This window comes from Serratia sp. PAMC26656 (assembly GCF_016469055.2).
Lineage (GTDB): Bacteria > Pseudomonadota > Gammaproteobacteria > Enterobacterales > Enterobacteriaceae > Serratia > Serratia plymuthica.
The window spans coordinates 3,751,508-3,776,187 of record NZ_CP150486.1; the positions used below are offsets into that span (position 1 = coordinate 3,751,508).

19 protein-coding genes are annotated in these 24,680 nt (G+C 57.6%); 10 read left to right on the forward strand and 9 right to left on the reverse strand.

Features of this window, described 5'->3' with window-relative positions; genetic code table 11:
• Positions 1–2: 2 nt before the first annotated feature.
• Together JEM67_RS18745 and sbcB are read left to right on the forward strand one after the other, a co-directional pair.
• Positions 3–191 (forward strand): DNA polymerase III subunit theta, encoded by a 189-nt coding sequence (locus tag JEM67_RS18745; RefSeq protein ID WP_013813758.1) that lies wholly within the window; start codon positions 3–5, stop codon positions 189–191.
• Between the two features lie 100 nt (positions 192–291).
• Positions 292–1,719 carry an exodeoxyribonuclease I gene (gene sbcB, locus JEM67_RS18750; RefSeq protein ID WP_013813759.1) on the forward strand — a complete coding sequence of 476 codons (1,428 nt, stop codon included), beginning with the start codon at positions 292–294 and terminating at the stop codon, positions 1,717–1,719.
• Between the two features lie 52 nt (positions 1,720–1,771).
• Here the strand turns inward: sbcB and JEM67_RS18755 are convergent, their stop codons facing one another.
• Together JEM67_RS18755 and JEM67_RS18760 are read right to left on the reverse strand one after the other, a co-directional pair.
• On the reverse strand, positions 1,772–3,139 hold the full coding sequence (locus JEM67_RS18755) for an APC family permease (RefSeq protein WP_013813761.1): 1,368 nt from the start codon (positions 3,137–3,139) through the stop codon (positions 1,772–1,774).
• A 533-nt stretch (positions 3,140–3,672) separates the two neighbouring features.
• Positions 3,673–5,091, reverse strand: a complete 1,419-nt coding sequence (locus JEM67_RS18760; protein WP_006326689.1) for a glutamine synthetase family protein — start codon at positions 5,089–5,091, stop codon at positions 3,673–3,675.
• Positions 5,092–5,485: 394 nt separating this feature from the next.
• On the opposite strand from JEM67_RS18760, the gene puuR reads away from it, so the two are divergent.
• The 5 genes from puuR to JEM67_RS18785 all read left to right on the forward strand — a co-directional run bounded on the left by puuR (position 5,486) and on the right by JEM67_RS18785 (position 12,216).
• Positions 5,486–6,043 (forward strand): HTH-type transcriptional regulator PuuR, encoded by a 558-nt coding sequence (puuR, locus tag JEM67_RS18765; protein ID WP_013813763.1) that lies wholly within the window; start codon positions 5,486–5,488, stop codon positions 6,041–6,043.
• A 20-nt stretch (positions 6,044–6,063) separates the two neighbouring features.
• Positions 6,064–7,344 (forward strand): NAD(P)/FAD-dependent oxidoreductase, encoded by a 1,281-nt coding sequence (locus tag JEM67_RS18770; RefSeq protein ID WP_199636253.1) that lies wholly within the window; start codon positions 6,064–6,066, stop codon positions 7,342–7,344.
• A 122-nt stretch (positions 7,345–7,466) separates the two neighbouring features.
• Positions 7,467–8,978 carry a sugar ABC transporter ATP-binding protein gene (locus tag JEM67_RS18775; protein ID WP_199636252.1) on the forward strand — a complete coding sequence of 504 codons (1,512 nt, stop codon included), beginning with the start codon at positions 7,467–7,469 and terminating at the stop codon, positions 8,976–8,978.
• Positions 8,975–9,970 (forward strand): ABC transporter permease, encoded by a 996-nt coding sequence (locus tag JEM67_RS18780; protein WP_004947008.1) that lies wholly within the window; start codon positions 8,975–8,977, stop codon positions 9,968–9,970. The genes JEM67_RS18775 and JEM67_RS18780 overlap by 4 nt, the downstream gene beginning before the upstream one ends.
• 254 nt (positions 9,971–10,224) lie before the next feature.
• Complete coding sequence (locus tag JEM67_RS18785) at positions 10,225–12,216, forward strand: ligand-gated channel protein (protein WP_199636251.1); 1,992 nt, start codon at positions 10,225–10,227, stop codon at positions 12,214–12,216.
• A 116-nt stretch (positions 12,217–12,332) separates the two neighbouring features.
• Here JEM67_RS18785 and JEM67_RS18790 read toward each other — a convergent pair whose 3' ends face one another.
• Positions 12,333–13,121 (reverse strand): ABC transporter ATP-binding protein, encoded by a 789-nt coding sequence (locus tag JEM67_RS18790; RefSeq protein ID WP_199636250.1) that lies wholly within the window; start codon positions 13,119–13,121, stop codon positions 12,333–12,335.
• A complete protein-coding gene (locus JEM67_RS18795; protein WP_013813768.1) occupies positions 13,118–14,200 on the reverse strand; it encodes a FecCD family ABC transporter permease in 1,083 nt (360 codons plus the stop codon). Before JEM67_RS18795 ends, JEM67_RS18790 begins: the two co-directional genes overlap by 4 nt.
• Positions 14,201–14,558: 358 nt before the next feature.
• Here JEM67_RS18795 and JEM67_RS18800 point away from each other — a divergent pair, with 358 nt between their 5' ends.
• Complete coding sequence (locus JEM67_RS18800; RefSeq protein WP_199636249.1) at positions 14,559–15,656, forward strand: GGDEF domain-containing protein; 1,098 nt, start codon at positions 14,559–14,561, stop codon at positions 15,654–15,656.
• Positions 15,657–15,748: 92 nt separating this feature from the next.
• Here JEM67_RS18800 and JEM67_RS18805 read toward each other — a convergent pair whose 3' ends face one another.
• Both JEM67_RS18805 and yieE read right to left on the reverse strand, forming a co-directional pair.
• Positions 15,749–17,227, reverse strand: coding sequence for an amino acid permease (locus tag JEM67_RS18805; RefSeq protein ID WP_013813770.1), 1,479 nt, complete (start codon positions 17,225–17,227; stop codon positions 15,749–15,751).
• A 216-nt stretch (positions 17,228–17,443) separates the two neighbouring features.
• The gene (yieE, locus tag JEM67_RS18810; RefSeq protein ID WP_013813771.1) at positions 17,444–18,316 is read right to left on the reverse strand and encodes a DNA-binding transcriptional regulator YeiE; all 873 of its coding nucleotides are present in this window, start codon (positions 18,314–18,316) and stop codon (positions 17,444–17,446) included.
• Positions 18,317–18,619: 303 nt separating this feature from the next.
• Between yieE and JEM67_RS18815 the strand changes: the two genes are divergently transcribed.
• Positions 18,620–19,699, forward strand: a complete 1,080-nt coding sequence (locus JEM67_RS18815) for a YeiH family protein (protein ID WP_199636248.1) — start codon at positions 18,620–18,622, stop codon at positions 19,697–19,699.
• A 108-nt stretch (positions 19,700–19,807) separates the two neighbouring features.
• Entirely contained in the window at positions 19,808–20,647 is an 840-nt protein-coding gene (gene nfo, locus JEM67_RS18820; RefSeq protein WP_199636247.1) for a deoxyribonuclease IV, read from the forward strand.
• A gap of 60 nt (positions 20,648–20,707) precedes the next feature.
• Here the strand turns inward: nfo and fruA are convergent, their stop codons facing one another.
• Genes fruA through fruB form a run of 3 tightly spaced genes read right to left on the reverse strand, consistent with a single transcriptional unit; the run spans position 20,708 to position 24,479 of the window.
• A complete protein-coding gene (fruA, locus tag JEM67_RS18825) occupies positions 20,708–22,396 on the reverse strand; it encodes a PTS fructose transporter subunit IIBC (RefSeq protein WP_013813774.1) in 1,689 nt (562 codons plus the stop codon).
• An 11-nt stretch (positions 22,397–22,407) separates the two neighbouring features.
• Positions 22,408–23,349, reverse strand: a complete 942-nt coding sequence (gene fruK / locus JEM67_RS18830) for a 1-phosphofructokinase (RefSeq protein ID WP_013813775.1) — start codon at positions 23,347–23,349, stop codon at positions 22,408–22,410.
• Positions 23,346–24,479, reverse strand: coding sequence for a fused PTS fructose transporter subunit IIA/HPr protein (fruB, locus tag JEM67_RS18835; RefSeq protein WP_199636246.1), 1,134 nt, complete (start codon positions 24,477–24,479; stop codon positions 23,346–23,348). Before fruB ends, fruK begins: the two co-directional genes overlap by 4 nt.
• Positions 24,480–24,680 lie beyond the last annotated feature (201 nt).

A 24,680-nucleotide genomic window follows, 5' to 3' on the forward strand; every position in this document is an offset into this window, starting at 1 on the left:
ATATGGGTCGAAAGCTGGATAGCTTACCGCAGGCAGAACGTGAAAGAATTGAAGCCGATTTACTCGCACTTAGCGTCATTTATAACGAGCGTTATGGCATTGCTTCCAACGCCATCAGCGCTGAAGAACAAGTCCCCGACCACTTACGCCCCTACTTTCATCAGCGCCTGAACTACTACCGCAATGCGTAATCCTTCGCATTTGGGCGATTAACGGTAACGACCGCTTGGCATCGTGCATCCCGCCGTTACAATAGAGGCATATTCCCTACGCCAAGTGAGAGATGCGATTTTGAGCAGTAAGGCACCGGCCACATTCTACATCCACGATTACGAGACCTTCGGCAAAAGCCCATCGATGGACCGCCCGGCGCAGTTTGCCGGCGTGCGTACCGATATGGATTTCAATATCATCGAAGAGCCTCTGGTCATTTACTGCAAACCGGCCGACGATTACCTACCCGATCCTGAAGCGGTGATGATCACCGGTATCACGCCGCAACTGGCGCTGGCCAAAGGCGTTAACGAAGCCGACTTTGCGCGCGAAATCCATCAGGCGTTCAGCGTGCCGGGCACCTGTATTCTGGGTTACAACAATATCCGCTTCGATGACGAAGTCAGCCGTAATATTTTCTATCGCAGCTTCTATGATCCCTACGCCTACAGTTGGCAAAACGGCAACTCCCGCTGGGATTTGCTTGACGTGATGCGTGCCTGCTATGCGCTGCGGCCGGAGGGCATCGTTTGGCCGGAGAACGAAGATGGGTTCCCCAGTTTCCGCCTGGAACATCTGACTCGCGCCAACGGCGTCGAGCACGAGCATGCCCATGACGCCATGTCGGACGTTTACGCCACCATCGCCATGGCCAAGCTCGTGAAGCAGGCGCAACCGCGGCTGTTTGATTTTCTGCTGCAACACCGCAACAAACACAAGCTGAACGCCTTGATCGATATCGCGGAAATGACGCCGCTGGTGCACGTTTCCGGTATGTTCGGCGCAGCGCGCGGCAACACCAGTTGGGTATCGCCGCTGGCCTGGCACCCGGACAACAAGAACGCGGTGATCATGTGCGATTTGGCCGGCGATATGACCCCGCTGCTGACCTTGAGCGCCGACGAACTGCGTGAACGCTTGTATACCCGCCGTGAGGATCTGGCGGCCGACCAATCCCCGGTGCCGATCAAGCTGGTACATATCAATAAATGCCCGGTGCTGGCACCTGCCAAGACGCTGCTGCCGGAAAACGCCGAGCGATTGGGTATCGACCGCCAGGCCTGCCTGCAGAATTTGCAATTGCTGCGCCAGAATCCGCAAGTCCGCGAGAAGGTGGTGGCGCTGTTCGCCGATGCCGAGCCTTTTAAAGCCGTCGACGATGTGGACGCCAGGCTGTACGACGGTTTCTTCAGCGATGCCGACAAGGCGGCGATGAGGATCATCCAGCAAACCAAGCCGCAGAATCTGCCGGCCCTGGATCTGACCTTCAGCGATGGACGCATGAAAGAGCTGCTGTTCCGCTTCCGCGCCCGCAACTACCCGAATACGCTGGATGACGCCGAGCAGCGCCGCTGGTTGCAGCACCGTCAGGAGGCCCTGAGCGCCGAACGGGTGCAGAGCTACGTGCTGCAGCTGGAATCGCTGTATAACCTGCATGAAGGCGATAAAGAAAAGACTGCGCTGCTGAAAGCGCTGTTTGAATACGGCAAAGAGTTGGTGGGCTAATAAAAACAACAAAGGGCGCAATGCGCCCTTTTTAATGATGACCGGTTAAAGTTTATGCCACGTCTTCACTGGCCTGCGGCACCGGCAGACGGAAGCTGCGGGTCACGAAAGCCAGATAAATCAGACCAATCGCCGCCCATACCAGCCCCAGCGTCATTGAGCTGGTTTCCAGATTGAGCCACAGCGCACCTACGGTCAGCGCACCCAACACCGGCAAAATCAGGTAGTTGAAGGTGTCTTTTACGGTACGGTTCAGCTTGTCGCGGATATAGAACTGCGAAATCACCGACAGGTTCACAAAGGTGAACGCCACCAACGCACCGAAGTTAATCAACGCCGTCGCCGTCACCAGGTCAAACGACACCGCAGACAGCGCAATCACGCCGACCAGCAGTACGTTCAGCGCCGGGGTACGCCATTTCGGGTGCACATAACCGAAGAAACGCTCCGGGAATACGCCGTCGCGGCCCATCACATACATCAGGCGCGAAACACCGGCGTGCGACGCCATACCTGAAGCCAGTACGGTTACGCAGGAGAATACCAGGATCACCGACTGGAAGAACTTGCCGGCCACGTACAGCATGATTTCCGGTTGGGACGCGTCAGGATCTTTGAAGCGCGAGATGTCCGGGAAGTACAGCTGCACGAAGTAAGACACCACAATGAAGATGATGCCGCCGATCAATGCCGTCAGGAAGATGGCTTTCGGGATCACTTTCTCTGCGTCTTTGGTTTCCTCAGACAGCGAGCTGATGCCGTCAAACCCGAGGAACGAGAAGCACAGAATGGTCGCACCGGTAATCATCGGCACCACGTGCGCATTCTCAGACCAGAACGGACGGCTGCTGATCAGCGTGCCCGCGCCTTCGCCGTGGGAAATACCGTTCACCACCAGGCAGAGGAACACGATCATGATCGCCACCTGCACGACCACAATGATGGAGTTCAGGTTCGCCACCAGCTTGATGCCGCGCAGGTTGAAAAGGGTCATCAGCGCGACCAGCGCCGCCACGAAAATCCATGAAGGCACGCCCGGGAAAATGGCTTCCAGGTAAATTTTGGCCAGCAGGATGTTGATCATCGGCATGAACAGGTAGTCCAGCAATGACGACCAGCCCACCATAAAGCCGACGTGCGGGCTGATGGCTTTCTGGGCATAGGTATAAGCAGAACCGGCGGACGGGAATTTCCGCACCAGTTTGCCGTAGCTCAATGCGGTAAACAGAACCGCCAGCAGAGCAAAGGCGTACGCAGTGGCGACGTGACCATCGGTCAGGCCGGATACGATGCCGAAGGTATCGAAGATGGTCATTGGCTGCAGGTAAGCCAACCCCATCATCACTACCGGAACTAAAGTCAGGGTTTTACGCAGTTGTGCGCGTTGGGCTGGAGCAGCGCTGATGATGTTATCGGACATGACGCAGCCCCCCCTTACCTTCTGCCTTGCGGAGCGTAGACACGCCAAGACTTAAGGTTGCGGGGAAACTTCGCAACGTGCGACTGAATTCAAAAAGAAGGGGATTGGAAGCTGGATAACGGGTCAAGATGGCCTTGACTGCTCCATAATCGCTGCGACCGCAGCGGAAACCGGCGGGCGCCGGCGCTAAAGTGAAAAATTGCCCCATCTTTCTTATCCTCATGAGTCACGACCATAAAGTTTTGTTTGATCGCGCACGAAACTATTTATCTATCCGGATCGGTGTCCGGCCTCGCTTGGTGTATGAAACGCACAGTTGTTAGAACACAAATGCAAAAAAAATAACCGACGCTTTAAAACGTCGGCTATCTGCATTAGTCATATTTTGCACCAGAAAGCGGCCGGATGACAAGATCCGGAAACCTTCTTACACAAATTCTTTTGGCGATTGTGCTCAAAACCCGCCCCCAAGGCGAATTATTCCGCTATCAATCCGCTTATCACCAGAATATTAACATTCAGTTTACCCAGGCTCAGGCGTTTTTCAACATCCAGTCAATTTCGGTTTCCGTTACCAGCCGCTCAAACTGCATCAGCTCATCCATCTTGCAAGCATGATAAACCTGCGCAAAGCGTTCGCCCAGATACTGCGTCAGCTCATGCTGGTGCTCAAACTCATACAGCGCATCGCTTTGTCGGATCGGGAACGGCAGCCCTTCCTGTTCCAGTCCGTTGCCGGTCACTGGCTCAGGCAGCGGCAGCTCGTTGTCCAGGCCGTACAAGATCCCAGCCAGGATCGCCGCCACCACCAGATAGGGATTGGCATCGGCACCTGCGACACGGTATTCCACCCGGTGATTCTCCGGATCGCTGCAGGGAATGCGCAGCGCGACAGTGCGGTTATTATGCCCCCAGGAAGCCTGGGTAGGCACATACATTCCCGGTTGGAAACGACGGAAGGCGTTAATGTTGGGGGCCAGCAGCGCCATGGAGGCCGGCATCAAGGTGATCATCCCGGCCAGCGCGCGGTGCAACAGCGGCGAGTCTTCGCCATCCGCATCCGTAAACAGATTCTTGCCGTCACCGTCCAGCATGCTGATATGCACGTGCATTCCGCTACCGGCGTACTCCTCATAGGGCTTCGCCATAAAGGTCGCGTGCAGATGATGATTTTCCGCCACCAGCCGCACCAGGCGTTTCAACGACAGTGCATGATCGCAGGCCAGCAGCACATTATCGGTATGGTTCAGGTTCACCTCGAACTGGCCGGGCGACGCCTCCGCCACCGCGCCGTCCGCCGGCAACCCCTGCATCTGCGCCAGAGTGTCGATGTCGTTCAACACCTCAGCGAAATGATTCAGGTTATCCAGCGAGTAGACCTGGCTTTGCATGTTTCGCTCCTGGGTGCCGGGCGAACAAGGGGGTTGCAAATAACCTTCAGAGTCTCGCTGTCGATCAATGAGATAGAACTCCAACTCTACCGCTACCACCGGGAACATGCCGCGCTGGCGCAACGCCTGCCACACTCGATTCAGGACATTACGGGGTTCAACGTCAAAGGGAGTACCATCTTCATCCAGCATGGTCAGCAATACCTGACCGATATTGTCCGGGTCCGCCGCCGACGGGGTCAGCGATCCGGCCACCGGCATACACACACGGTCCGGCTCGCCCAGTTCCTGGCCCAGGCCCGCCTCTTCCACCACGTTGCCCAGAATATCCATAGCGAATACCGAGGCGGGGAAGTAACAGCCTTTTTCCAATTTTTTCAGCCCGGAGACGGGAATACGTTTACCGCGGAAGGAACCATTCAGGTCAGTGAGAAGGATATCGATATACTGCGTTGAGGGATGGCGTTCCAGATAGTGAGCAACCTCACGTTGGAACGCGCTACTTCGCCTCTCTTCATTATGCTGTGCAAAATTTTCAACTGCTGCGATATTGGTTTGCATACATCACCCGCCATTATGCTCTAAGGACGCTTGCGCATCCGTCTGCCGATCGGTTCAACACATGGTCTGATTTCTCTGTAGACTGCGCCCTGTCCGGCGCTCAAAATAACATCCATAATATGAAACATAGCCTTAACACAAATGGTTTGCAAATGTTACAATCCCGTTTGATTATTCGCCACCGGCTGCTAAATTGATAAAATATTGACCGAAAAGGCGTTGACTGCCTTTTAACGAACAGAATTTCGTCCGCCAGAACGGGGGTGACTATGGGCAATATATTTTCCAAATCTACCTTAACTACCGATATCATGCTGTGTCGATATCCCCCAGACAGGCACCCGACCCTGTTATTCATTTCTGCCTGTCGTCCCTATCAGAAGGAAGTACCGCTATGAGCGAAGTCAGCTTGGCGCCGGGTAAGCGCCTGTCACAGATCCGTCTGCAATTGGGTTTGTCGCAGCGCCGAGTCGCCGAACTGTCCGGGTTAACCCACAGCGCAATCAGTACCATCGAACAGGACAAGGTCAGCCCGGCCATCAGTACGCTGCAAAAGCTGCTGAAGGTGTATGGGCTGTCGCTCTCCGCCTTTTTTGCCGAACCGGAAGCCGCCGATGAACCCAAAGTGGTGATCGACGCGGAGGATCTGATCGAAATCGGCAGCCAGGGCGTGTCGATGAAGCTGGTGCACAACGGCAATCCGGCGCGCAATCTGGCAATGATGCTGGAAACCTATCAACCCGGCACCACCACCGGCGAGAAGATCAAGCATCAGGGCGAGGAGATAGGCACTCTGCTGGAAGGTGAGATAATGCTGACCATCAACGGCCAGACCTATTGCCTGACCGCCGGCCAGAGTTATGCCATCAATACCGGCATTCCCCACAGTTTTAGCAATACGTCGGCGCGCGTCTGCCGAATCGTCAGCGCGCATACCCCCACCACCTTCTGACCGATTCTGGCGGAGGAGTCATGACGGAACATGTTGCCAGCTATTATGCCGCCACCGCCAATCCGTTCACGCCCTATCCGGCGCTGAACGAAGATATCCGCTGCGACGTCTGCATCGTTGGCGGCGGTTTTACCGGCCTGTCGTCGGCGTTGCATTTGGTCGAGGCCGGTTTTGATGTGGTGCTGCTGGAGGCTGCGCGTATCGGTTGGGGTGCCAGCGGCCGCAACGGCGGTCAGGTGGTCAACTCTTACAGTCGCGATATCGATGTGATCGAGGCGCGTTACGGCGCCGATACCGCCGCCATACTTGGCGGCATGATGTTCGAAGGCGCGGAGATTATCCGCAACCGCATCGATCAATACGCCATCGCCTGCGACTATCGCCCCGGCGGTATCTTCGCCGCACTGAACCCGAAACAACTGCGTACGCTGGAACACCAACAGGCCAACTGGCGGCGCTATGGCAATGCCCGACTGGAGCTGCTGGACCAGCAGGCAATTAGGCGCGAGATAGCCAGCGAACGCTACGTGGGGGGGCTGTTGGACCACAACGGCGGCCACTTGCACCCGCTCAATCTGGCATTGGGCGAAGCTGACGCGATACGCCGCCACGGTGGGCGGCTGTACGAACAGTCGGCGGCCACACGTATTGATTACCGCCAACCGGCCAAGGTGCACACCGCACAGGGGTCGGTCACCGCCGGTTTTGTGATTATTGCCGGCAACGCTTATCTGGGCGACAAACTGGAGCCGCGCCTCAGCCGGCTGAGCATGCCGTGCGGCTCGCAAATTCTGACTACCGAACCGCTGTCAAAAGACATGGCGCTGTCGTTACTGCCCAATAATTTTTGCGTCGAAGACGGCAATTACCTGCTGGATTATTTTCGCCTGACCGCCGATAACCGGCTGCTGTACGGTGGCGGCGTGGTTTACGGCGCGCGCGATCCGGTCGATATCGACCCCTTGATCCTGCCCAAGCTATTAAAAACCTTTCCGCAATTGAAACAGGTGCGCATCGATTACCGCTGGAGCGGCAATTTCCTGCTGACGCTGTCGCGCATGCCGCAGTTCGGCCGGCTGGAGAATAACGTCTATTACATGCAGGGTGACAGCGGCCATGGCGTCACCAGCACCCATCTGGCAGGCAAGCTGATTGCCGAAGCGCTGCGCGGCGATGCCGAGCGTTTTGACGCTTTCGCCCGGTTGCCGCACCTGCCCTTTTTCGGCGGGCGTCAGTTCCGCGTTCCCTTCACCGCCCTCGGTGCGGCCTACTATGCGCTGCGGGACCGTTTGGGATTTTAGTGCGCCTCTCCAGGAATTTTTTCGTCTCAGTTATGCCATTTAGTTTGTTGCCAAAATCGCAATCTGTGTTACAAAAGAAGACCTTTAGCCATCTAAACACCTAAACGTCTTTTAATCACACTATGCCAACCGCAACGCCCTCACGCCTCGAGATGCGCAATATCTCGATCGCCTTTGCCGGATTCAATGCGCTGCAAAACGTCGACTTCACCCTGCAGGGGGGCTCCACGCATGCGCTGGTCGGTGCCAACGGCGCGGGAAAATCAACGCTGATGGCGATCCTCTCCGGTGCGCATAATCATTACCGCGGCGAGATCTTTATCGACGGCCAAAAAGTCGATATTCACTCACCGCTGCAAGCCCGCCGACACGGCATCCACGTGGTGCAGCAGGAGGTGGACGTAGCGCTGATCCCCACGCTGTCGGTGGCCGAAAACATCATGCTCGACTGGCTGAACGAACCGGGCCATCTGCTCAACTGGGCGCAGATGTACCGCCAGGCTGCGCAACTGCTTCAGCAACTGGATTTATCCCTCAACCTGCGCCAGCGCCTGGCAGGGTGCACGCTGGCGGAAAAACAGCAGGTGTTGCTGGCTCGCGCGCTGTCGCATCGCTGCCGCTTCCTGGTGCTCGATGAACCCACCGCCCCGCTCGATCGCGCCGAAAGCGAGCGCCTGTTCCGCGTGGTGCGTCGCTTGCAATCCGAAGGCATCGGCATTGTGTTTATCTCCCACCGCATTCACGAGCTGAGTGAAATTTGCGATCGGTTGACGGTGCTGCGCGATGGCCGCCATGTCAGCGAAGATGCCATGCAGGGGTTGGTCGGCGAGCAGATTGTCGAGAAAATGCTTGGCCACCGGTTGGACGATATCTTCCCATCACCGCGGCCGCCGCACGGCACGCGCACGCTGTTGCAGGTAGAGAGCCTGCACGATCGCCACAAGCTGCGCGACGTCTCCCTGCGGCTGCATCAGGGGGAGATTTTGGGTATCGCCGGGTTGGCCGGCGCGGGCAAAACCGAACTGTGCAAGGCGCTGTTCGGCGCCTCACCGGCCCGAGTTGAACGCGGTGAGCTGCGCGGCAAGCCCTGGGCACCGCGCGCACCGCATCTGTCCGTTGAACAGGGGCTGGCGCTGGTGCCGGAAGAGCGCCGCAAAGAAGGCATATTTATTGATGAAGCCATCCCGATGAACCTGAGCGTGAGCGCCGACGACAGTTTCTCGCGCTGGAGCCTGTTCAGCCGCCGAGAGGAGCTGCGCTGGGCGCGCGATATCATGCAACGCCTGAACATTCGCGCCTCCGGCCCGCAGCAGAGGCTAAAAAGGCTTTCCGGCGGCAACCAGCAAAAGGTAGCCATCGGCAAATGGCTGCGCGGCGATGCCGACGTGCTGATTTTCGATGAGCCGACCAAGGGTGTGGATATCAAGGCCAAACAGGAATTGTTTACCCTGATCGACGGCCTGGCGCGCGACGGCAAAGGCATTATCTACGCCTCCGGCGAGTTCTCGGAGCTGCTCGGCCTGTGCGATCGCATCTGCGTTCTGTGGGACGGCCGCGTGGTGGCGGAGCTGAACGCCGCCGATATTGATGAAGAAACCCTATTACTGTATTCCACCGGAGGAACCCCTGCGTGAGTAAAGAATTATCCCTGCCCAATGCACAGCCCTGGCGTCATCAGCTGTTTGAGTTTCTCTACAAATGGGGGATGTTGCTCACCGTTGTCGCGCTGATCGCCTTGTTCGGGCTGGCGTCGGACAACTTCCTCGATCCCAACAATATCATCAACATTCTGCGCTCCATCGCCATCGTTACGGTGATCGCCATCGGGGTGTCTATCTCGTTGTCGGTGGGCGGTTTCGATCTTTCCGTCGGCTCCACCGCCTCACTGGCTAACGCGCTGGTGGTCTCGCTGTTCGTTTGGTACGGCTTCGGTACCACCGGCGCGATTGTGCTGACGCTGCTGATTTGTACGCTGGTTGGCCTGTTCAACGCCTTCCTGATTGTGGTGTTGAAGATCCCTGACATGCTGGCGACGCTGGCCAGCCTGTTTGTGATCCAGGGCGTTGCCATGACTTACAGTTACGGCGGGTCGATCACCCAAAATATGCTGTTGCCGAATGGCGATATGGCCGAGGGGCTCATCCCGGATATTTTCTCCGCGCTGGGCCAGGTACCGGTGATTGTGCTGATTATGCTGGCGGTCACGATTGTGGTGCAATTGTTCCTGTCGCTGACCAAACACGGCCGCCGCATGTACGCCATCGGCGGCAACCCGGAGGCGGCGCGCCTTTCGGGGATCCGCACGGTACGTTACAAGGTCGCCGCGTATGTGATCTCCTCGCTGCTGGCCTCGCTTGGCGGCATATTGCTGGCGTCACGTATCGGCTCTTCACAGGTTAACGCCGGAGGCGGTTATCTGATGGATGCCGTCGCCGCCGCCTACATCGGTTTCTCTCTGGCCGGCTCCGGCAAACCCAACGCGCTCGGCACGCTGGTCGGTGCGGTGATCCTCGGCGTCTTACAAAATGGGCTGGTGATGCTTTCAGTCCCCTACTATGCGATGGATATTATCAAAGGGCTGGTACTGGCTCTGGCGCTGGCTATCACCTACATCCAAAAACGCTGACTTTCCCCCGGCGCGCCCTGCCGCGCCGGTTTTCCCTTTAATTCATCCGGTTACCTCTCCCTACCTCTTTTTAAGCATACAAATGATACGAATTATCATTTGCGTTTACATTCAGTTTTAAATCCTTACAATGGCCTGACGAAATACTGCCGAAATGATGTCCCCTGCTACGACAGGGAACCGTTTCTACCTATTCTTCACCCCGTTAAATCGACGCCTTTGTCGATTTACAGCAGACCAGGAAAGGTTGCCTCATGGACAAACCACGCTATAACAAACTCACCGCACTGATTATCGCCTCACTCGCCAGCACCGGCGCACTGGCGGCACAAGAGGATACCCAGGACACCATGGTGGTGACCGCCTCCGGTTTCCAGCAAAAAATCCAGGATTCAGCCGCCTCTATTTCAGTGATCCCACGCCAGCAGATCGAAGACAAAGCCTACCGAGACATCACCGACGCACTGAAAGACGTGCCGGGCGTGGTGGTCACCGGCGGTGCCAGCAGCAGCGATATCAGCATCCGTGGTATGTCCTCCAAATACACCCTGATTCTGGTGGACGGCAAACGCGTGGACACCCGCGGCACCCGCCCGAACAGCGACAACTCTGGTATCGAACAAGGCTGGTTGCCGCCGCTGGAAGCGATTGAACGCATAGAAGTGGTGCGCGGGCCGATGTCTTCGCTGTACGGCTCCGACGCCATGGGCGGCGTAATCAACGTCATCACCCGTAAAACCTCCAGAACCGAGTGGAAAGGCTCGCTGCACGGCGACGCCACCTTCCAGGAACGCAGCGATTCCGGCGATATTTTCCAGACCAACACCTACGCCTCCGGCCCGCTGATTGAAGGCCTGCTCGGCCTGCGGGTCAACGGCCTGCTGTCGCGCCGCGCCGAGGACCAAATCCTTAACGGCTTCAATGAACAGCGTATGCGCAGCGGCACCGCCGTGTTCAGCCTGACGCCGAACGAGCAGAACGATTTTGATGTCGAAATCGGTCGTTCCTTGCAAGACCGCAACAGCACACCGGGCAAATCCATGGCACCCGAGAACTGCCGCAACGGCAAGTGTACGCCAAATAGCGTCAGCGACAGCCTCTACACCCGCACCAACTATGCCGTGACGCACAACGGTTATTACGATTTCGGCAATACCACCAGCTATATTCAGCGCGAAGAGACGAATAATCCGGGCCGTGACATGAAGATGTATAACACCATCTTCAATACCCAGACCCAGTTTGACCTCGGTGCTCATATGCTGAGCCTGGGGGGGCAGTACCGCTACGAAAAACTGAGCGATCAGGGCAATCAGTTGGATGCGGCCGACGGTTTGAACAAATTGACCCGCTGGAGCTGGGCGCTGTTTGCCGAAGACGAATGGGCGCTGACCAATGATTTCAGCCTGACCAGCGGCATCCGCATGGACCAGGATCAAAACTATGGCAACCACTGGACGCCACGCATGTACGGCGTCTGGCACCTGACCGAACAGTGGACGCTGAAAGGCGGCGTATCCGCCGGCTACCGCTCGCCGGATCTGCGTCAATCTTCGGCCAACTGGGGGCAAATTACCGGTGGCGGGCGTAGATCGATCATCATCGGTAATCCGGATCTGCAGCCGGAGAAGAGCCTGAGCGAAGAGATCGGCGTGATGTGGGATAACCAGAAAAACCTGAATGCCGGCGTGACCTTGTTCAACACCGATTTCAAAGACAAGATCACCGAGGTGCGCCGCTGCGACAGCGGGGATGGCGATGCGCAATGCATGATTGGCACCACACCTTATTACTTTATCAGCGATCGCACTAACGTCGATAAAGCCAATATGCGCGGCGTGGAAGCCACTTTCGGCTGGCAGATCAGCAAAGACTGGAAGTGGAACACCAACTACACCTTCACCTCGTCAGAGCAAAAAAGCGGCGAGTTCCAGGGCAAGGCGCTGAATCAGATGCCGAAGCACATGCTCAATACCGTACTGGACTGGCAGGCCACCCATGACGTTAGCCTGTGGTCACGCGTCAACTTCCGCAGCAAGACATCGGAATACCTGAGCCGCACCTCAATGGCCAAGAACACGCCATCCTATACCTTTGTTGACGCCGGCCTCAGCTACCAGGCGAATAAAGACCTGACGGTCACCGGCGGTGTTTACAACATTCTCGACAAAACCGTCGATTACGATAACTACAACACCACGCTGGACGGCCGCCGTTACACCGTCGGCATGACGTACAACTTCTGATGCCAACAGGGGCGCGCGCTGCGCGCTCAAAACGCTAAAACAGAAAGGCCCGGTCTCTGTACGACACCGGGCCTTTCTGTTGTCAAAATAGCTGACTTTCAAAACGCAGTAATCTTTCAGATCGCCGGCTGGGTAACCAAACCGTCGATCAGCACCTGCGGCGTTCCCTGCGAACAGCGCTCAATGCGCCCGCGCACGCCGTAGACTCTCGCCAGGCTCTGCGGCGTGATCACCTCTTCCGGCGTACCGTCGGCAATCAACTCGCCATCCTGCAGCATCAACACGTGGTCACCATGCCGCAGGGCGATATTGATGTCATGCACCACCACCACAGTGATGATATTGCGTTTACGCGTCTCTTTACGCACCAAATCCATCACGTGGAATTGGTAGTTGAGATCAAGTGCGCTCAGCGGTTCGTCCAGCAGCAGCAGCGAAGGTTGGCGGATCAGCGATTGCGCCAACCCCACCAACTGTTTCTGGCCGCCGGAAAGCTGATCGAGATAGCTCAGCGCCAAATGATCGATACCGAGCTGCGCCAGCAGGGCCATGACCTCCGCCTCACTGCCGGCGTTGCTGCGGCCGCCCGAAGCGCGTTGCGCTACGATGATCGACTCCAGCACGTGCAAATGCACCCCCGCAGGTAGCGACTGTGGCAGATACACCACTTTTTCCGCACGACGGGCAAAGGGCATCTGCATCAAATCGACGTCATCCAGCCACAATTGCCCCTGCGCCGGGTTCAGCCCGGCCAGAGAACGCAGCAACGTCGATTTTCCGCTACCGTTCGGCCCCAGCAGCACGGTGATTTGCCCGCGCGGCAACATCGGCACGGCAAGATCGCGGATAACCTGGCGCTTTGGGTAACCGGCGGAAAAATGTTCAATACGCAATCCCTGACTCATACATTCCCCCGATGACGCAGAATAATGCTCAGGAAGAACGGCACGCCCACCAGTGACGTCACTATGCCGACCGGAATGATAATGCCCGGGATCAGGTTTTTCGAGGCGACTGAAGCCATCGACAGCACCAACGCGCCAATCAAGGCGCTGGCCGGCAGATAGAAGCGGTGATCCTCACCGAAAATCATGCGAGCGATGTGCGGTGCCACCAGGCCGATAAAACCGATAGGGCCGACAAACGCCACCGCCAGCGCGGAAAGAATACTGATGCGCAGCAGGGTCGTGAGGCGCAGGCGACGCACGTCGATACCGAAGCTCACCGCCCGATCCTCGCCCAACCGCAGCGCGGTCAACTTCCAGGAGCTCATCATCGACAATGGCAACAGCACGGCGAACACGCCGAGCAGAATACCCAACTTGTCCCATGAAGCGCGCGCCAGGCTGCCCATGGTCCAGAACACCAGCCCCTGCAGCGTGTCTTCGCTGGCGATAAACTGCATCATTGAAACCAGTGCGTTAAAGGTGAACACCAGTGCAATACCGAACAGCACGACGCCGGAGGTGGCAACCCGTGTCCAGCGCGTGATGCCGTCCAGCATCAGTGCGGCAAACAGGGCAAAAACAAACGCGTTGGCGGAAATAAACCACTGGTCCGGGATGCCCGGCACGCCAATACCCAGCACGATAGCCAACGCCGCCCCGAAGGCCGCAGCGGAAGAAACGCCGAGGGTGAACGGACTGGCAAGCGGGTTATTCAGGATAGTCTGCATTTCCGCGCCGGCCAAACCCAGCGCAAACCCCACCACCACCGCCATCAACGCGTAAGGCAGGCGGATATCCCACACGATCACTCGCGTTCCGGCATCTGCCGCCGCAGGGTCAATCAGCGTTTGCCACAGGGAGGACAGAGAGAGCCCGGATGGCCCCATGGTAAAATCCAGCAGCAGCGAACCAACAATCGCCAGTGCCAACACCCCCATCATCAATAAACGGTGGCGAAGAATATGTTGATAACGCCCCATGACGTTGACGTCGGGTTTCCCCTTGGCGTCAGACATAGGTTCGGTGGATACGCTCATTATTTCGGATACCTGTTACGACAATGACCATAGCGGCATGCAAACGGCCGCTTTACCCTGACAAGCAGCCGCTAACAATAAAGCAAACGATAATACTTATCAATCATATCAATAGCTATTACCTGCCATGTTGAGATGTAACACTTTATTTTTAAAGAGTATTCGCCAAGCCGCCGTAACAACCTCATCCTGCTGATGCAGGGTTAATAATTCCGAAAGTTTCATCGCTCCACGCAGCACTGTGACAAATTGCGACAAAACCACCTAGAATCCAAATCCTGACCGGTCAACGACGCGCCAACCGCGCCTGGCCGGATATTTAGGACCTACTGCTTAGGCCCTTATTGAAGAGGCAGCCATGAGAAGTCGACCATCCACGTTACCGCCTAAAAGACCCGCCCTGCTGCACTGGCTGGTACAAGGCCCACAACAGGCTGATGACGCCCAGTTCCAACACCAACTGCGGCTTACGCTTGTCCCTTCTCCCCGAACCCCTTGGCTGAACGCCGCCGGTGTAGTCGTGCTGCTGCTGGCCTACGCCTGGCTGAGCAATATGGCGATCGGCGCCGCGCTGCTGGTGCTGGTGCTTGGGTTGACCGGCATACGCTGGTGGCTGGCTCGCGTCACGCCGCCCGTCTGGCCGAATGCCATGCTGGTGACGGTACTGCTGTGGTCTGGACTGGTGGGCGCCATTGCGCTGCTGGCCATGCTGTCTGGCCGCATGGTGCTAGTCCTGTTCGCCGGCCTGCTGATTACCGCGCTGGCCTTCTGGCTGATGCAGCGCCATGCCGCAGCGCCGCGCTTTGCCCTGCTGGAGGTCATGCTGCTGACGCTGCCTTACCTGCTGGCCGCACCGCTGTCACGCATGCAGAATCTGTTTTTGCTGGCGAATATCATCCCTCTGTGGCTACTGCTGGCTCATGGGTTGATCGCGCTCTACCATCGCCAGTTGGTGCAGTACGTCACGCTGACAGGCGAAAAACGAAAAGCGGCTCATCGCGATCATCTGACCGGTTTTCTCAACCGCGCGGGCGGCGAAGCCGTGATGCAAGACATTTGCCGGCCATCGACAACGGCACACCCGCTTTCGCACCTGTTTATTATTGAATTCACTCCGTTGGCGGCGCTGTATCAAAGCCACGGCGTGCTGATCGGCGATGACGTGCTGCGCACTATCGGCGAGCGCCTGAAAATGCTGGTTCGTCCAAGCGATTTTGTCAGCCGTTATACCGGCGGCCAGTTTCTGATCCTGGTGCACGATTTGCCTTACGGCTCCGAAGGAGAGTTTCTGGCGCGCATCCTGCCGCCGCTGGAAGCGCCGTATGTCTTTGGTGTTTTCGGTGAGGTGACGTTGCAGTTGAACGCCGGGGCGTTGGCGTTAACTCAGGATTATCAAACGGTGGACAGCCTGATGGCGGCGGCGCAGCAAGCGCTGGCGATGAATACGAAGGAATAACGCGGCGAGATTACACCGCGTTTCATACTCGTTGCCTGCCCGGTTGTAGCGCTGTTGGCTGCAACCGGGCATTCACAAGGTGCAGACAGGCGTTACTTCACGTCCATTTTCGGGAATTCCATCTCGCTGTACTTCACCACACGGGTGCCGCGCGTCAGCTTGTAACCGAACCAGATCACCAGGAACAGCGGCAGGCCGATATAGGTGGCGGTCACGCCGTACCAGTCGATCCGGTCTTGCAGGAACGCCTGGTAGTTCTGCCCCAGCGTAATGATCAGGCACAGGACAAAGGCAAAGATCGGGCCCAGCGGGAAGAAACCGGAACGGTACGGCAGATCGTTCAGGTCACGCCCCTGAATCATATAGCCGCGGCGGAACCGGTAGTGGCTGATGGCTATCCCCAACCAGGCGATAAAGCCGGTCATGCCCGAGGTATTCAGCAGCCACAGATAAACCGATTGGTTACCGAACATTGAGCTCAGGAAGCACAGGCCCGCCACCACGGTGGTCGCGTACAGCGCATTGCGCGGCACCCCACCCTTCGACAGTTTGGCGAAAATGCGCGGCGCTTTGCCTTCCGATGCCAGAGTAAACAGCATGCGGGTAGAGGCGTACATCCCGGAGTTACCGGCGGACAACACCGCCGTCAGGATCACCGCGTTCATTACCGCCGCCGCCGACAACAGGCCGGCATGCTGGAATACCAGCGTGAACGGGCTGACGCTGATGTCTTTTACGTCGTTACGCAGCAGGCTTGGGTCGGTATAAGGAATGATCAGGCTGATGATCAGGATCGCGAAGATATAGAACAGCAGGATACGCCAGAATACCTGGCGCACCGCGCGCGGGATGTTTTTGCCCGGGTTTTCCGATTCGCCGGCCGCGATACCGATAAGCTCGGTCCCCTGGAACGAGAAGCCGACGATCATCGCCACGCCAATCATCGCCGAGAAACCACCGGCAAACGGCGCATCGCCGATAGTCCAGTTCTGCCAGCCAGCGTGTTCGCCACCCTTGAGGATGCCGAAGATCATCAGCACGCCAATGCCGATAAAGATAATGACGGTGGTGACTTTGATCAGCGAGAACCAGTATTCCGCTTCACCGAAGCCTTTGACCGAAATGTAGTTCAACAGGAACATCAGGCCGAGGAACAGTGCGCTCCAGATCCAGCCCGGCGCATCCGGGAACCAGTAGGTCATCACCAACTGCGAAGCCACCAGGTCAACGGCGATGGTCACCGCCCAGTTGTACCAGTAGTTCCAGCCCAGCGCGAAACCAAAGCCTTCTTCGACGTATTTGGCACCGTAGGTGGAAAACGAACCGGACACCGGCATAAAGGCCGCCAGTTCGCCCAGGCTGGTCATCAGGAAGTAGACCATCAGACCGATCAACGCATAAGACAGCAGAGCCCCGCCCGGGCCGGCCTGAGAGACAGTAGCGCCGGAGGCGACGAACAGGCCGGTGCCGATTGAGCCACCAATAGCGATCATGGTTAAGTGCCGCGCTTTCAGCTCGCGGCGCAATCCGGGTGCTTGCTGCCCCGATGTTTTTATATCCTGCTGAGCCATTCTTACCCTATCTGCTCGTCAAAAAATGAGGGCGGATTGTAACAAATACCCACCGGCGAACTAGTAACATTGCGCTGATATAAGATAGCTTCATAACTCAGCGCTAATTATTAGCGGCAGCCCATTTTTCCTTACTTACTGTCATTAATGTGACAGAGTGCAGGTTTTTATGCTTCATTTCTCCGTATGGGGGCGTTATTGGCGCAGTTCGCCGCCTCAGGCCGGCAACGTGCAGTAACTGAGGAAACGCTGCAGGGCGTTGGAGATGTGTTTTTGCCGATGGTGAATCAGATACAAAGTGCGCATCAGCGGCGGTAGCGGGATTTTCAGTTCCACCAGCACACCGCTCGCCAGCTGTTCTTCAATCACCCGCCGCGACAGGCAACTGATGCCAATCCCGTGGCGCACCGCGTGTTTGATCGCCTCCGAGTTGCCCAACTCCATCACCAGTTGGAAGTGCGGCAGATGCGCCAGCAACAGGTGATCCAGCACCTCGCGCGTGCCCGACCCGCGCTCACGCAGGATCCAGGGCGCATTGGCCAGCAGCTCCAGCGTCAGCGGCTGCCGGGCGAGCGGGCTTTCCGGCGCGGCAAACACCACCAGTTCATCCTCCAGCCACGGCTGAGTAACCAGCTCAGGCATATGGCAAGGCCCCTCAATCAACCCCAGATCGACGCGAAAATCCGCTACTGCCCCGATCACGTCCTGGCTGTTGCCGACGTTCAGCTCCAGTGGCGTAGCAGGGAAATCATGGCGGTAACGGGCGATCATTTCCGGCAGCATATAGTTGCCGATGGTGCTGCTGGCGGCGATACGCAAAGCGCCGCCGTCATGGCGGAACAGCTGTTCAATCTCCCCCGCCTGCTCCAGCAGCGCCAGCGCCTTCGGGTACAGCAACCGGCCATGTTCATTGATAACCAAACGCTTGCCGACGCGATCGAACAGTTGCACGCTCAACTGCCCTTCCAGGTCAGCCAGCGCGGCACTGACCGCCGATTGTGATAACGCCAGGACTACCGAGGCCTGCGTGGTCGAACCGCTTTTCAGCACTTCGGTAAAAACTTCCAGTTGACGTAAGGTGATATGCATAACCATCTCGGTATTAAAAAGTGGCCTGATCGTAAAACCACTGAAATTAATGCTAAATCTGCGCCGCTGTCCGGCAACGACGCACAGGGTATCTATTCATTAAGATTACCACGTTTGCAGAAATCGGCATGATGACCGCACCTCGCCCACGATTTTCTCTCCCCAATAACTTGCAGATTGCAGCCTGAAAGAGGAAGAGAGTTACCACTTATTCAGATAGGTTATAAATATATAATCAATTTCTCTTTTATACCGTCAAAACGTAGTCTTGTGCTCAAGGAATTCGATTAAAAGGGCTGACTCATGGCGACCGATACCACACCTGCTTTTCCATCACGACACTTTCCCCTGCTCGGTTTACCTCGGCTGGCGCCGGGGTTGTTACTGGCTGGCGCGCTCACCGCGCTGGCCATTTGGGCAGGCGATATCCCGTGGGTCGCCGGTCTGGGGCTGGGTGCGCTGACGCTGGCGATCCTGTTCGGCATTCTGGTGGGCAATACGCTGTATCCCTGGCTGCAACCGAGTTGCCACAGCGGCGTTCAGCTCGCCAAACAGCGCCTGCTGCGGTTGGGCATCATTCTTTACGGTTTCCGCCTGACGTTTCAGCAAATTGCCGACGTCGGCGCTACCGGCATCATCATCGATGCGCTGACACTGAGCACCACCTTCCTGCTGGCCTGCTGGCTGGGTAAAAAAGTGTTCGGCATCGACAGCCAGACGGCGATGTTGATCGGCGCCGGCAGCAGCATCTGCGGCGCAGCGGCGGTGATGGCGACCGAACCGGTGCTGAAGGCCGACTCCAGCAAGGTGGCGGTAGCGGTGAGCACCGTGGTGGTGTTCGGTACGCTGGCGATCTTCGCCTACCCGTGGCTGTTCCAGTTGAATGAACATTATCAGTGGCTGCCGCTGAGCCAGGAAACCTTTGGCATCTATGCCGGTTCAACCATTCATGAAGTGGCGCAGGTCGTAGCCGCCGGGCATGCCGTAGGGCCGGATGCCGAGAACGCCGCAGTGATCGCCAAAATGATCCGCGTGATGATGCTGGCGCCGTTCTTGCTGCTGCTTTCCGGTTATATCAGCCGCAGCCGTGATGCCGAAAGCAAGGCGGACAAATCTGCCATCACCATTCCGTGGTTCGCAGTGCTGTTTATCGCCGTCGCCGGGCTGAATTCGTTCAACCTGATCCCGGCCACCTGGGTGAAACACCTGATTACCGCCGATACCTGGATGCTGGCGATGGCGATGGCGGCGCTGGGGTTGACCACCCATATCAGCGCGGTGCGTGAGGCGGGCGTCAAACCCATTCTGCTGGCCACCCTGCTGTTTATCTGGCTGATTGTCGGCGGCGGCGCGATGAACCTGCTGGTGCAACATTTTTTCTGATGAGCATTGAGTTTTCCCTGGCCCGCGATTTATCGCGGGCCTTTTTGTCGCCATTCAATCCTGCCGCTATCAATGCCATAATGACGCCGATTACACAGGAGAACGAAAATGAAGTTTGTCGGTGCACATGTCAGCGCGTCAGGCGGCGTGGATCAGGCGGTTATCCGCGCGCACGAATTAGAGGCGACCGCGTTCGCCCTGTTCACCAAAAATCAGCGTCAATGGAAGGCCGCACCGCTGCCGGCAGAGGTGATTGATAAATTCAAAAGCGCCTGCGCACAGTACGGTTACGGCCCAGGGCAAATCCTGCCGCACGACAGCTACCTGATCAATCTCGGCCACCCGGTGACCGAAGCGTTGGAAAAATCTCGCGAGGCGTTTCTGGATGAAATGCAGCGCTGCGAACAACTCGGGCTGACGCTGTTGAACTTCCACCCCGGCAGCCATCTGATGCAGATTGATGAAGACAAATGCCTGGCGCGCATTGCTGAATCCATCAACATCGTGCTGGATAAAACCGTCGGCGTGACGGCAGTGATTGAGAACACCGCCGGCCAGGGCAGCAATCTGGGCTTCAGGTTCGAACATCTGGCGGCGATCATTGACGGCGTGGAAGACAAAAGCCGTGTCGGCGTGTGTATCGATACCTGCCATGCCTTTGCCGCCGGTTACGATCTGCGCACCAAGGAAACCTGCGAGCAGACCTTTAAAGCGCTGGGTGACGTGGTGGGCTTCAACTACCTGCGCGGCATGCACCTGAACGACGCCAAGAGCGCGTTCGGCAGCCGCGTCGATCGCCATCACAGCCTGGGTGAAGGCAATATCGGCAAAACGGTCTTCAGTTACATCATGAGCGACTCGCGTTTCGACAATATCCCGCTGATTCTCGAAACCGTGAACCCGGATATCTGGGCGGAAGAAATCGCCTGGCTGAAAGCGCAACAATAAGCCCCAAAAACGCAAAAACCGGAGCATCATGCTCCGGTTTTTTTATTGCCTGCGATAACGTTAAGCTGCCGTAGCCGCAGGAACGTCAGCGCGTTTCAGCAGCGCATAAGAAACGCCCGCCAACAGCGTACCGGCGATGATCGCCACCAGATACAGCAACACCGGTGTGATAGCACCTGGGATCAGCAGCACGAACAGACCACCGTGCGGAGCCATCAGCTTGGCGCCGAAGGCCATCGACAGCGCACCGGTCAGCGCGCCGCCGGCGATGCAGCATGGCAGCACACGCATCGGGTCACGGGCAGCGAACGGAATCGCGCCTTCAGAGATAAAGCACAGGCCCAATACCAACGCCGCTTTACCGCCCTCCTGCTCGGATTTCTCGAACTTACGACGCGCCAGCAGCGTCGCCAATCCCATCGCCAACGGTGGCACCATACCGGCGGCCATAATGGCAGCCATTGGGGCGTATACCGAAGAGCTCAGCAGCGCCACGCCGAAGGCGTAAGCCGCTTTGTTAACCGGGCCACCCATATCGGTACACATCATGGCACCGAGGATCGCACCCAACAGCACCGCGTTGGCGGTACCCAGCGATTGCAGCCAGTGGGTCAGACCTTCCATGATTTTCGCCACCGGCGTACCGACGATGTAAATCATGATCAGACCGACGACCAGGCTGGCGACCAGCGGAATGATCAAAATCGGCTTCAGCGCTTCCATACTCTGCGGCAAACGCAGCTTGGTGCTGATAAATTTGGCGACGTAGCCCGCCAGGAAACCGGCAATGATACCGCCGAGGAAACCGGCACCGGTGCTCACCGCCAGCATGCCGCCGATCAGACCCGGCGTCAGGCCCGGACGGTCAGCGATGGAGAAAGCGATAAAACCGGCCAACACCGGCACCATCAGCGCGAAGGCTGAACCGCCGCCAATCTGCATCAGTGCCGCAGCCAACGTGCCCTTGACTTCAAACGCCTTGATACCGAACACGAACGACAGCGCGATACACAAACCGCCCGCCACCACCATCGGCAGCATATACGACACGCCGGTCAACAGGTGACGATACGGCCCTGCGCTCTCTTTCTTCTTGCCGGCTGTGGCCGAACCGCCGCTTTTCTGCGGCTGGAAAATCTCGGCTTCGGCCTGCGCCTTGTCCAGTTCCTGCGCGGTTTTCTTCAGCGCCAAACCGGTAGAGGTGCGGTACATCGGCTTGCCGGCGAACTTGTCCAGATCCACTTCAATGTCAGCCGCCACGATCACCAGATCCGCCGCCGCCACTTCTTCAGGCGTAATGGCATTACCGGCACCCACGGAGCCACGGGTTTCCACTTTCACCCACCAGCCGCGTTTTTTAGCTTCGCTTTCAATGGCTTCGGCTGCCATAAAGGTATGCGCTACGCCGGTTGGGCAAGCGGTGATCGCCACAATGCGTTTTTGACCCGCCGCTTTTGCCGGCACGGCAACCGCAGCCGGCGCCTGCCAGGCTTTCGCCTCGGCTTTGGCCAGTGCGAGGAAAGCTTCCGGTTCGCGTACCGCCAACTCCACATCGCCCACATAAACCCGTTTGCCGTTCAGCGCGGCGTCGGCAGGCACTGTCTGCCCCGCGACCACCACCAGTTCGGCCTCGGCAGGCGACTCAACCAGCGTCAGGCCGGTTTTCGCCGCAGCAGCGCCGAGCATGCGTTTCGCCAGGTGGCCACGGGCCTGCCCCAACGAATTGTCTATCATCAGCAGCGTTTTCATTACGCCTCCTGCTATTGGTTAAAAGGTTTCAGATCGACGCGCGCCATCATCGCGGCCAACTGTGGACGATCGGTCACGCCAACGTTGCTCTGGCTTACCGCCAGCGCAGCCACGGCGGTGGCCAAACGCAGAGTGTGTTCACTGGATTCGCGCATCAGCAGGCCATAAATCAGGCCGCCAACCATCGAATCACCGGCGCCCACGGTACTGACGACTTCGCAGGCCGGCGGCTTGGCAATCCAGGCGCCGGAAGCGTTAACCCACAACGCGCCTTCGGCGCCGAGAGAAATCACTACGTGGGCAATGCCCTGATCGCGCAGCGCATGCGCGGTCTCAACCACGTCCGCCAACTTCGGCAACGGACGACCGGCCCAGATTTCCAGCTCGCGGCGGTTCGGTTTCACCAGCCATGGCGCCGCTTTCAATCCAGCGACCAGCGCTTCTCGGCTGCTGTCGAAAATGATGCACGGGCACTGTGCTCGCAGGCGGATCATCCAGTCGGTAAAGGCATCGGGATCAACGCCGGCCGGCAGGCTGCCGCTTACCGCAACCATGTCGAACTGACCCAGCCAGCTCAGAGAATCGGTCACGAAACGCTCCCAATCCTGCGATGTCACTTCAAAACCGGAGAAGTTGAAATCCGTCACTTCACCGTCTTTTTCCGTCAGCTTGACGTTGATGCGGGTGCGGCCCGGCACCACCTGAAAGCGGTTGGCGATACCCAGATCGCTGAACAGCAGTTGGAAGCCGTCCTGGTTATCTTTCCCCAGGAAACCACCCACAGTGACATCAATGCCCAGATCTTTCAGAACCTTGGCAACGTTAATGCCTTTACCGGCGGCATGCAGGCCAGCGGTTTTCACCAGGTTCACTTCCCCGCGCTCGATCTCCGGGCAAAAACCCACCAAATCGTAAGCCGGATTCAGGGTTATGGTGGCTACTCTTCTGGTCATGCTGCGCCCTCGCCCAGTCCTTCGTTAATGGCTTCACCGATCGCTTTCAGCGCCGCTTCAGCATCTTCACCCTTGGCGGTAAAGCGCAGGTGATGTCCTTTTTTAACGCCCAACGCCACGACCTTCATCAGGCTGCGTCCGTTGGCCGGTTTGCCACTGCCATCCAGGTTAGTGACGGTAATTTCGCTGTTGAACTGCTTGATCACGTTAACCAGCGCGGTGCCGGGACGGGCATGCAGGCCGTGTTCGTTGCGAATCACGTACTCTGCGCTCAGCATGGTGCTTTCTTCTTCCACCTCGCTGGTCAGCAATGCCAACAGGGTAGCGGCATCGGCGTTCAGCAGGCGTTCGGCCTTGTTCGCCAGCAGCAGGTCACCCAGGTAATTCAGCACCGTCAGCGGTTGCTGGTCGGCCACGGACAGCGTCAGCAACAGCGCGACTTGCTCACCGTTTTCGTCAAACGCCTGCGCCGGACGGCTCAGGGTCGCCGCGCTGGTCAGATTGCCTTCGGTGCTGTCGCTCAGCCAGATGCCCTGCCCAAGATTCAACGGTCGACGGGTAATGACGTCGCTGACGAACTGTGCGTTGACCGCGCCGATTTTCTGCAGACGGCCCGCGTTCAGCGCTTGCAACGTCATTAGGTTATCTGCGGCTACGTCGAGTGCGATCAGCGAAACGTCGAACCGGAATTCAGCCGCCTGTTTTTCGCCCATCAGCAAGCTGCGCAGCTCTTCGGATGAGGTGGTTTTCGCCATCTGTTCGGCCACGCTGTCGTCGCTCAGGACGTGCGTCAGCTGACGCAGCAGCGCCAGGTGTTCATCGGAACGGGCGGCAATGCCGATCACCACATACGCGGTTTGGCCTTCACCCCACTCGATGCCCTGAGGGAACTGGAAGACCTGAACACCGGTATTCAGCACCAGATCTCGGGTATCGGTAGTGCCGTGCGGAATGGCAATGCCGTTGCCCAGATAGGTTGAGGTTTGCAGCTCACGCTGCAGCATGCCGTCTACATAGGCGGCGCTGACGCAGCCAGCCTCGGTTAGCCCGGCGGCCACCTGGCGGATAGCGTCCTGTTTGCTGCCGGCGGTAGCGCCCAGGTGGATGTCTTGCTGTGATAACTGGAACATGATTCTCCTCTCCTGCTGAATTGAATCGTTTCAGCTTTATTGAGAAAAAGGAGCGTTATCGACACGCAGTCATTGCGGCAATAACGCTGAAACGTTTCAATCAGTGTGTAAGTAGCCCAGACTGAAAGCAAGTTTTCTCAATTTTGATGTGATAGATTTTTGACCTTACGCACACTTTGGCCTATGGGTTATCCGCTGCGG

What these genes read in the sequence shown, in the direction of transcription:
- JEM67_RS18745 (WP_013813758.1), top strand. Translation starts at nt 3, where the DNA reads ATGGGTCGAAAGCTGGATAGCTTACCGCAGGCAGAACGTGAAAGAATT.
- JEM67_RS18755 (WP_013813761.1), bottom strand. Translation starts at nt 3,139, where the DNA reads ATGTCCGATAACATCATCAGCGCTGCTCCAGCCCAACGCGCACAACTG.
- JEM67_RS18760 (WP_006326689.1), bottom strand. Translation starts at nt 5,091, where the DNA reads ATGCAAACCAATATCGCAGCAGTTGAAAATTTTGCACAGCATAATGAA.
- puuR (WP_013813763.1), top strand. Translation starts at nt 5,486, where the DNA reads ATGAGCGAAGTCAGCTTGGCGCCGGGTAAGCGCCTGTCACAGATCCGT.
- JEM67_RS18770 (WP_199636253.1), top strand. Translation starts at nt 6,064, where the DNA reads ATGACGGAACATGTTGCCAGCTATTATGCCGCCACCGCCAATCCGTTC.
- JEM67_RS18775 (WP_199636252.1), top strand. Translation starts at nt 7,467, where the DNA reads ATGCCAACCGCAACGCCCTCACGCCTCGAGATGCGCAATATCTCGATC.
- JEM67_RS18785 (WP_199636251.1), top strand. Translation starts at nt 10,225, where the DNA reads ATGGACAAACCACGCTATAACAAACTCACCGCACTGATTATCGCCTCA.
- JEM67_RS18790 (WP_199636250.1), bottom strand. Translation starts at nt 13,121, where the DNA reads ATGAGTCAGGGATTGCGTATTGAACATTTTTCCGCCGGTTACCCAAAG.
- JEM67_RS18795 (WP_013813768.1), bottom strand. Translation starts at nt 14,200, where the DNA reads ATGAGCGTATCCACCGAACCTATGTCTGACGCCAAGGGGAAACCCGAC.
- JEM67_RS18800 (WP_199636249.1), top strand. Translation starts at nt 14,559, where the DNA reads ATGAGAAGTCGACCATCCACGTTACCGCCTAAAAGACCCGCCCTGCTG.
- JEM67_RS18805 (WP_013813770.1), bottom strand. Translation starts at nt 17,227, where the DNA reads ATGGCTCAGCAGGATATAAAAACATCGGGGCAGCAAGCACCCGGATTG.
- yieE (WP_013813771.1), bottom strand. Translation starts at nt 18,316, where the DNA reads ATGCATATCACCTTACGTCAACTGGAAGTTTTTACCGAAGTGCTGAAA.
- JEM67_RS18815 (WP_199636248.1), top strand. Translation starts at nt 18,620, where the DNA reads ATGGCGACCGATACCACACCTGCTTTTCCATCACGACACTTTCCCCTG.
- nfo (WP_199636247.1), top strand. Translation starts at nt 19,808, where the DNA reads ATGAAGTTTGTCGGTGCACATGTCAGCGCGTCAGGCGGCGTGGATCAG.
- fruA (WP_013813774.1), bottom strand. Translation starts at nt 22,396, where the DNA reads ATGAAAACGCTGCTGATGATAGACAATTCGTTGGGGCAGGCCCGTGGC.
- fruK (WP_013813775.1), bottom strand. Translation starts at nt 23,349, where the DNA reads ATGACCAGAAGAGTAGCCACCATAACCCTGAATCCGGCTTACGATTTG.
- fruB (WP_199636246.1), bottom strand. Translation starts at nt 24,479, where the DNA reads ATGTTCCAGTTATCACAGCAAGACATCCACCTGGGCGCTACCGCCGGC.